At 62.9% G+C, this 7,420-nt stretch carries 5 protein-coding genes; 2 read left to right on the plus strand and 3 right to left on the minus strand.

Features of this window, described 5'->3' with window-relative positions:
- Nucleotides 1–164: 164 nt before the first annotated feature.
- Nucleotides 165–1,472 carry a septation protein SepH gene (gene sepH, locus O3669_RS09100; protein WP_295966338.1) on the plus strand — a complete coding sequence of 436 codons (1,308 nt, stop codon included), beginning with the start codon at nt 165–167 and terminating at the stop codon, nt 1,470–1,472.
- Nucleotides 1,473–1,513: 41 nt separating this feature from the next.
- Here sepH and O3669_RS09105 read toward each other — a convergent pair whose 3' ends face one another.
- Nucleotides 1,514–2,662 carry an alkaline phosphatase family protein gene (locus O3669_RS09105; protein WP_295966340.1) on the minus strand — a complete coding sequence of 383 codons (1,149 nt, stop codon included), beginning with the start codon at nt 2,660–2,662 and terminating at the stop codon, nt 1,514–1,516.
- Nucleotides 2,655–3,191: a DUF5998 family protein gene (locus tag O3669_RS09110; RefSeq protein ID WP_295918903.1), complete on the minus strand. Its 537-nt coding sequence runs from the start codon at nt 3,189–3,191 to the stop codon at nt 2,655–2,657. The genes O3669_RS09105 and O3669_RS09110 overlap by 8 nt, the downstream gene beginning before the upstream one ends.
- A gap of 67 nt (nt 3,192–3,258) precedes the next feature.
- On the opposite strand from O3669_RS09110, the gene O3669_RS09115 reads away from it, so the two are divergent.
- Complete coding sequence (locus O3669_RS09115; protein WP_371524452.1) at nt 3,259–5,736, plus strand: DNA topoisomerase (ATP-hydrolyzing) subunit A; 2,478 nt, start codon at nt 3,259–3,261, stop codon at nt 5,734–5,736.
- 145 nt (nt 5,737–5,881) lie between these two features.
- Here O3669_RS09115 and O3669_RS09120 read toward each other — a convergent pair whose 3' ends face one another.
- The gene (locus tag O3669_RS09120) at nt 5,882–7,066 is read right to left on the minus strand and encodes a hypothetical protein (protein ID WP_371524453.1); all 1,185 of its coding nucleotides are present in this window, start codon (nt 7,064–7,066) and stop codon (nt 5,882–5,884) included.
- Nucleotides 7,067–7,420: the final 354 nt, after the last annotated feature.

Genomic DNA, 7,420 nt, shown 5'->3' on the forward strand with positions numbered 1-7,420 from the left:
GTATTCCCCTTTCGCCCTCGTACGGTTTGGTACGAGTGGTCTATGCGCAGGGAGGATAACATTTGTTGAACGAATGTGCCATTGTATGTGTGACACGCGCGTTGTTGCGCGACATTCCGGGGATAATTTGAGACGATTCGACAGTGACGTATGAGGAGGAAGCGATGATTGAGCTCGAATTGCTCGGGACCAGCTCCGATGGCGAGTCCCTGGTGCTTACCGACGCCCAGGGCGAACGCTATTCGGTGTTGATCTCGGACGAGCTCCGCGGTGCCACGCGCCGTGATCGCCCGAAGATGGACATTGCCCCTTCGCGGCCCACGCTCGCTCCTCGTGACATTCAGGCCCTCTTGCGCGCGGGCGCGACCCCGGAGGAGATCGCCACGAAGCACGGCATGGACGTTGCGGCGGTCGAACGTTTCGAGGCTCCCGTGCAGGCCGAGAAGGATTACGCGCTCTCGCGCGCACGTGCAGTTCGTATTGGTGAGGGCGGCCCGACGATGGGCGACCTGGTCCTGGATCGCTTGGCGGCCCGCGGTGTCGAACCGTCCTCCCTCGATTGGTCTGCGACGCGCGAGGCCGGGGAACCTTGGCAGATTATCGTCACCTTCGTGCAGGGCGCGGCCGAGCACGCCGCCCACTGGTATCTGTCGAACTCGGGCACGCTGGAGGCCATCGACCAGGAGGCGCAGTGGCTGACCGAGCAGGTCTCCTCCTCCCCCGCGTCCTCGATTTTCTCCCCGATGGCCCGCCCCGCCCCCGCTCCTGATCCCGACGAGGAGGACCTGCGTACCCGCGAGGCCCTGGTCGATCAGCTCAACGCCGCGCGCGGCAAGCGTCAGAAGGTCGAGGTGGACCTGGGCGACGAGGTGGACGAGGAAGCCGAGTACCTGGCGGCCATTGCCGGCGACGAGCCCGATGAGCCTGCCGAGAACGAGCCCGAGCCCTCGACCGGCCCGATTTCCGCACGTATTTATTCCCTGGCCTCGGCGCGGACCAAGGTTGAGCCGGGCACCGACGAGGATGCTCCCGCCTCGGGCGCGCTCGTGCTGCCCACCCGCCGCCAGGTCACCGGCGCCATCCCCGTGGGCGTGAGGTCGACGCGCGACGGCGCCCAGACCTCGTCCCATGCGCTGCCGTGGCTTTCCGACTCCGCGCCCGACGCCGAGGCCTCGGCCAACTCTGACGAGCACCGCACCCCCGCGCTGCCCATGAGGACTGTGTCCGCCGGAGGCGATCAGGCAGGCGCCGATGCTGCGTCTACGACAACCGGGGGGCTGCCCGCGGTCACCGGCGGAGTACCTGCCGTCACCGGAGGCGTTGCGACGACGACGGGGGCCGTGCCCACCGCGACCGGCTCTGTGCCCGCGCAGGGGCCCTCGGCCTCGCGCCTAGCGCGCAACTCGAGCTCGAAGAAGGGCCGACGCTCGGTACCCAGCTGGGATGAAATTGTCTTCGGCTCCAAGCCGTGAAAGTGCGAGCGCCCCTGACAGGCAGGGGCGCTCGATCATTGTTAGGCCAGTGTGATGACGGGGATGCGCATCTCCGTGGGCGTGACCGAGCCGTGAATACCCGGCATTGCGATGGCCGACGCGCTCTGCGTGCGCGAGTCGACGACGCCCGCCCGTCCTCGCGACAGGACCAGCAGGTCTCCGATGATCGCCGTGCCGTCGCCCGGGCCGATCAGGGCGGGCATCTGGTCACGCGTGAGCACCCAGGCGCTCTCCCCCAGCGTCTCGCGCCAGCGTGCGGCGACCTCCTCGGCCCTGCCCTCCTGGGCGTGCACGTGCGCCGCGCGGGTCTCGCCGGCCACGATGCGCACGCCGTCGCGCAGGGCGGGCGTGGAGGCCACGTCGACGATCGCCGCGGGGTCGACATTGATCATGCCATGATCGGCCGTCAGAACCGCGCGCACCCCCCGCGGCAGGCCACGCAGGAGCATCGACAGGCCCGCGTCAAACTGCTCGATCTGCCCGATCCACGCATCCGATGCCACGCCGTGCGAGTGACCGCAGTGGTCGATCTCCGACCAGTAGAGGTAGACGACGGGCGTGCCCACGCGCAGCTCCCGCAGGGCGGCGTTCACGCGCTGCTCGAGGGTATCGGCGGGCACGTGGCGCGCGCCGCGCAGGGCGGCTCCCGTCAGGCCAGAGCCGGCAAAGCGCGCGGGAGAGACGACGGCAGATCCCACGCCATCGGCGGCCAGTCGCTCGAAGAACGTGGGAACCGGCTGCCACTCGGTGGGCGCGGGGCCACCCTCCATGGCCAGTAGGTTCATGACGCCACTGCCATAGGCGACGGAGAAGCCCACCATGTTCGTCGCGCCCGGGCGAGCACCCGTCCCGAACGCCGTAATAGCCGCCGACGTCGTCGACGGCACGATCGTGTGGATCGATCGAATGTCGGAGCGCAGACGTCGCAGCGTCGGCGTGTGGCCCATGTGATCCATCATGAGCTCGTAGCCAAAGCCGTCCACGAGGATGAGCAGCACCTGGCGCGCCCCGGCCTCGACCCCCAGCGACGACGCGGCCTGCTGGCAGGCCCCGGGCAGCGACGGGTCGATGGCGGCAAGGGCGGCGGGAATGATGTCCGTGATGCACGGGTCGCCCGCACCCGGCAGGTCGGCGCCCTCCATGTCCAGTGTTAGCACGCGTTCACTCACCGCGGGTCTCCATCAGCGTCGCCAGGTGATCGACGAACTCCGCGGCCTCTTCCAGGGCGTCCTGTCCGTCCACGGTCGCCGAGACGCGGAACGTCATGTCATCGGGGAACGACGAACCCGTGAAGCCGTGGTCGGCCATGCAAGTCGGGTCGTCACATCGGGCGGGTTCGAGCTCGAGGCGGCGCGCACCCTTGAGGTCCAGCGCGATCGTCATCTCGGACAGGCCGGTGGCGTTCTCGGGATCGGTGTAGACCTCCATCGTCGAATAGCCGGCGATGTCAGCCACGCGGTGAACGGCGGTCGCGATCGTCGCCGAGCCGCCACCCATCTCATCGACGTGCAGCTGGACGATTGCCCGCTCGGTCAGGGACGCGACGGTGAGGTGACGGAACACGGAGCCCCGGTCGAATCCCGTGTCCACCTGACACAGTGTCGCGAGCGGGTCTGCCGCGCCCAGCGCCCGGCGCAGCGCGCGCTCCACGGCCTTGGGGTAAAAGCCGCTTCGTTCAATGCGGGTCCATGTATCCATCCCACAATTGTGCCCCGAAGCGGCGTGCCAGTCGAAATGAGCGCGCTGCCGCGCAATAATTGCGCGTATGGCTAAGAAGGACCCGGTCGTCGACATTCCCGAGAAGGACGAGAACATCTCCGAGATCGACGTATCCGCCGAGATGCGTGGGTCCTTCTTGGAGTACGCGGTCTCCGTCATCTACGCCCGCGCACTGCCCGACGCGCGCGACGGCCTCAAGCCCGTGCAGCGCCGCATCCTGTTCCAGATGGATCAAATGGGGCTGCGCCCCGACAAGGGTCACGTGAAGTCCCAGCGCGTCGTCGGCGAGGTCATGGGTAAGCTCCACCCGCATGGTGATTCCGCGATTTACGAGGCCTTGGTGCGCCTCGCTCAGCCCTTTAATCTGCGGGTCCCCCTGGTCGATGGTCACGGTAACTTCGGTTCTCTGGATGATGGCCCGGCTGCCGCTCGTTACACGGAGGCGCGCATGGCGCCCGCCGCGCTGGACCTGGTGACGGGTTTGGACGAGGACACGGTGGACTTCGTCCCCAACTACGATAACCAGTTCATGCAGCCGGACGTGCTTCCGGCCGCTTTCCCGCAGCTGCTCGTCAACGGTGCCTCGGGTATTGCGGTGGGCATGGCGACGAACATCGCGCCGCACAACCTCGCCGAGACGATCGCGGGGGCCATTCACCTGCTCGATAACCCGTCGGCCACCGTCGCCGACCTGATGCGTTACATTCCCGGTCCCGACCTGCCCGAGGGTGGCGCCATCGTCGGGCTCGAGGGCATCAAGGAGGCCTACGAGACGGGTCGAGGCGCGTTCAAGACCCGCGCGAAGGTCCAGATCGAGCGCGTGACCGCCCGCAAGATGGGCATCATCGTCACGCAGCTTCCCTACATGGTCGGCCCGGAAAAGGTCATCGAAAAGATCAAGGAGAACGCGAACGCGGGACGCCTGAAGGGCATCTCCTCGGTTCAGAACCTCACCGACCGTATCCACGGCCTGCGCCTGGTCATCGAGGTGAAGAACGGCTTTAATCCTGAGGCCGTGCTTCAGCAGCTCTACCAGCGCACGCCGCTGGAAGATTCCTTCTCGATCAACGCTGTGGCGCTCGTGGGCGGTCAGCCGCGCACGCTGGGCCTGAAGGAGATGCTCCAGGTGTTCCTGGATCACCGCGTGGACGTCACGACGCGTCGCAGCCGCTTCCGCCTGAAAAAGTACGAGGATCGCCTGCACCTGGTCGAGGGCCTGCTCATCGCGATCCTGGACATCGACGACGTCATCGCGATCATTCGTTCCTCCGACGACGCGGAGATCGCGCGCGAGCGCCTCATGACGGCCTTCGATCTGTCCGAGGCGCAGGCCAACTACATCCTCGAGCTGCGTCTGCGTCGCCTCACGAAGTTCTCACGCATCGAGCTGGAGAGCGAACGCGACGAGCTGATGGCCAAGATTGCGTCGCTGCGCGACATTTTGGAGGATCCCGAGCTACTGCGCGCTCTGGTGAAGAAGGAGCTGCGCGAGGTCTCGGATCGCCTGGGCACGCCGCGTCGCACGCTGCTGCTGGCCTCGACGGGCAAGCCCGTGGGCGCCGCGGCCGCGGCCGCCGACGATGCCGCACTGGCGGCCCTGCCGTCGGTGTCGCGTTCCGGTAAGGGCCTGGAGCTACAGATCCCGGATGACCCGTGCGTCGTGGTCCTGTCTGCCTCCGGTGCGCTTGCCCGCGTCGAGGGCGGGGATCCGCTCGTGCCGGGTCCGCGCGCGGCTGCGGACGGCTGGCGCACTCAGCTGGCTTCGACCGTGCGCTCCCAGGTGGCCGTGGTGACCGAGGACGGTATCGCGCACCGCATCGACGTCGTGGACCTGCCCGCGCTCCCGCGCTTCGAGACGGGCCTGTCGCTGGCCGGGGCGATGCCCTCGTCGCTGCTCCTGCACACGGACGTTCCCGCCGTCGGCCTGCTCGACCCCGAGGGCGAGGCCGTGATCGCGATGGGCACGGCCCGTGGCACGGTCAAGCGCCTGCGCCCGGACGTGCTCCAGCGCGACGAGTGGGAGGTCATCACCCTGGAAGACGGCGACCGCCTCGTGGGCTTCGACCAGTGCTCGGACGGCGCTGACCTGGTGTTCGTGTCCTCGGATGCGCAGCTGCTGCGCACCCCGGCCGCAAAGGTTCGTCCGCAGGGTCGTACGGCTGGCGGCATGGCGGGCATGAAGCTAAATGCCGGGGCCGAGGCCCTGGGCTTCTGGGTGGTCGAGGCCCCCATCGATACCGTGGTGGTCACCGTGGCGGCGGCGCTCGGCGCGTTGCCGGGCACCGGCCAGACGACCGTGAAGGTCACCCCCTTCGAGTGTTACCCGGCCAAGGGCCGCGGCGGCCAGGGCGTGCGCTGCCAGCGTTTCCTGCGCGGAGAGGACCGCTTGGACGTCGCGTGGGTGGGCACGAAGCCGGCACGTGCCGCGTCCGCGGACGGCTCCCCCGTTGACCTGCCCGCCGAGGACGAGCGCCGCGACGGCTCGGGTGTGCCGATCACGTTTGCGATTGCCTCGATCGGCTGACGCGCCACAAAAATCCATTTTTATTACAGCGACACACTCTGAAGACGGAAAAAACCTGTATAGACATTCGCGAGATACAGTAAAGCACACTCAAACCGCAAAACCTCACATGTCTTCCACATAATTTGCCAACGCAAATCAAACGCTAACTTCTACCATACTTAGAACCCTTCTCTTTCATTCCCTCGTAAAACTCATTACCACATTCCCGCATAAACGAAAGCCAAATTGGGAATGAGCGAACGAACCATGATCCGCCTTGAAGAGTGTAGGAAATCAAGGGAGATCCAATGAGTGCTGCCCAAAACAAAGCCATCGTTTCATTATCACTATAATACTCATCACGGAAACGAACATAAACCGAATTCAAATCACCGTCCCCAGAATCCACCGAATCGGGCGAACGAAGAGAAACCTGAGCTTCATTCACATAAGGAAGCCCTCGATCAAAGAGATACGCTTCATCTTTGACGGAATCAGCATAAGCTCGATCAACACGATACCTTTCAGACATATGTGAACATACCTGAGATGAGATTACAACCTCGCTAAGCTCTGATTCCATTGAACGAGAGAGGTACTCATGTCGAATATGACCATTTAGAAGAGAACAATCTTGTCGCACGCTATTTAATGGAGGCACCCCATCGACACGCGTAGCAGCAAACAAGCGCTCACGAACATCTGAACTGATCTCACCTTTAAACTCATAGCTAACATGCGGAGCCAAAACCTCAACATGCTCACCGCTAATCGAGAACAAACCACCCTCATAAGGACACCCTTTTCTGACATATCCAGCAGGATATTCCCCATTCATGGTAACCGCACTAAAATACCCATCCCCAAGACTATACAATTCACCAGTCCGCCCCTGGCGTGACGTCCCCTTAAGAATGTCATCACGCCGCCCACCAGAAACATGTTCCAGATTAGAACAGCCGCTCAACAGGAAGTTATTAATGCCGTCCGATTCACTATAAACGTACACACCAACCTCCATCGCCTCACTACTAGCAACCTGCCCATGCACCTCTCCATAGACAGACGCATACACTTCCAACGCCCCAGACAAAGTCACATAATTACCAAGACAGCCAACAATCGGCACCCCACCAAGCTTGCAATCATCACTAATATTCACACGAATCACAAGATCGCGCAAACGAGTCGGATTTACAACAATTACCGTTATGGCATCATCATTCTTTGCCGGAGAGCTAACAAAGTTAATATACCTCTGCTGAAAAAAGGGGGAGACAAAATACAGAAACATACACAACAAAGAGATATAGGCAAGTGTTTTGAGAAGAGCACACAGTTTTGACATAACACCGATAATATCAGTAAACCATAAGCACATCTACACAACAAGCAAAACCGTGAAGCTATACTATGAATTATTCATTCAAAACAGACAATCATGAAAATCTAAGAAGCACAACTATCCAGCAATCAATCATTCAGCGCCCGACTTACCTGAGCCTCCTTCGCCAAAACAGCCATCAAGACTTCAACTCAAATCCGCTTGCAGTTGCGTGCATGTAATTCCTCTTGTAGAAACATAGAGAACGGGCTCTTCGCATTTAAGGGTGTAGGAGGTGTTGGAATCCGCCGGAGTGGAGGAGGCAGCGTAGGCGGTAGTTTCGGTGGTTGATGAATCCTTGGGCGATGCCGCGGAGGT

Source organism: Pauljensenia sp. 20925_1_34 (assembly GCF_041432775.1).
Lineage (GTDB): Bacteria > Actinomycetota > Actinomycetes > Actinomycetales > Actinomycetaceae > Pauljensenia.

Coding starts and splice junctions, on each gene's coding strand:
- sepH (WP_295966338.1), top strand. CDS start 165: ATGATTGAGCTCGAATTGCTCGGGACCAGCTCCGATGGCGAGTCCCTG.
- O3669_RS09110 (WP_295918903.1), bottom strand. CDS start 3,191: ATGGATACATGGACCCGCATTGAACGAAGCGGCTTTTACCCCAAGGCC.
- O3669_RS09115 (WP_371524452.1), top strand. CDS start 3,259: ATGGCTAAGAAGGACCCGGTCGTCGACATTCCCGAGAAGGACGAGAAC.
- O3669_RS09120 (WP_371524453.1), bottom strand. CDS start 7,066: ATGTCAAAACTGTGTGCTCTTCTCAAAACACTTGCCTATATCTCTTTG.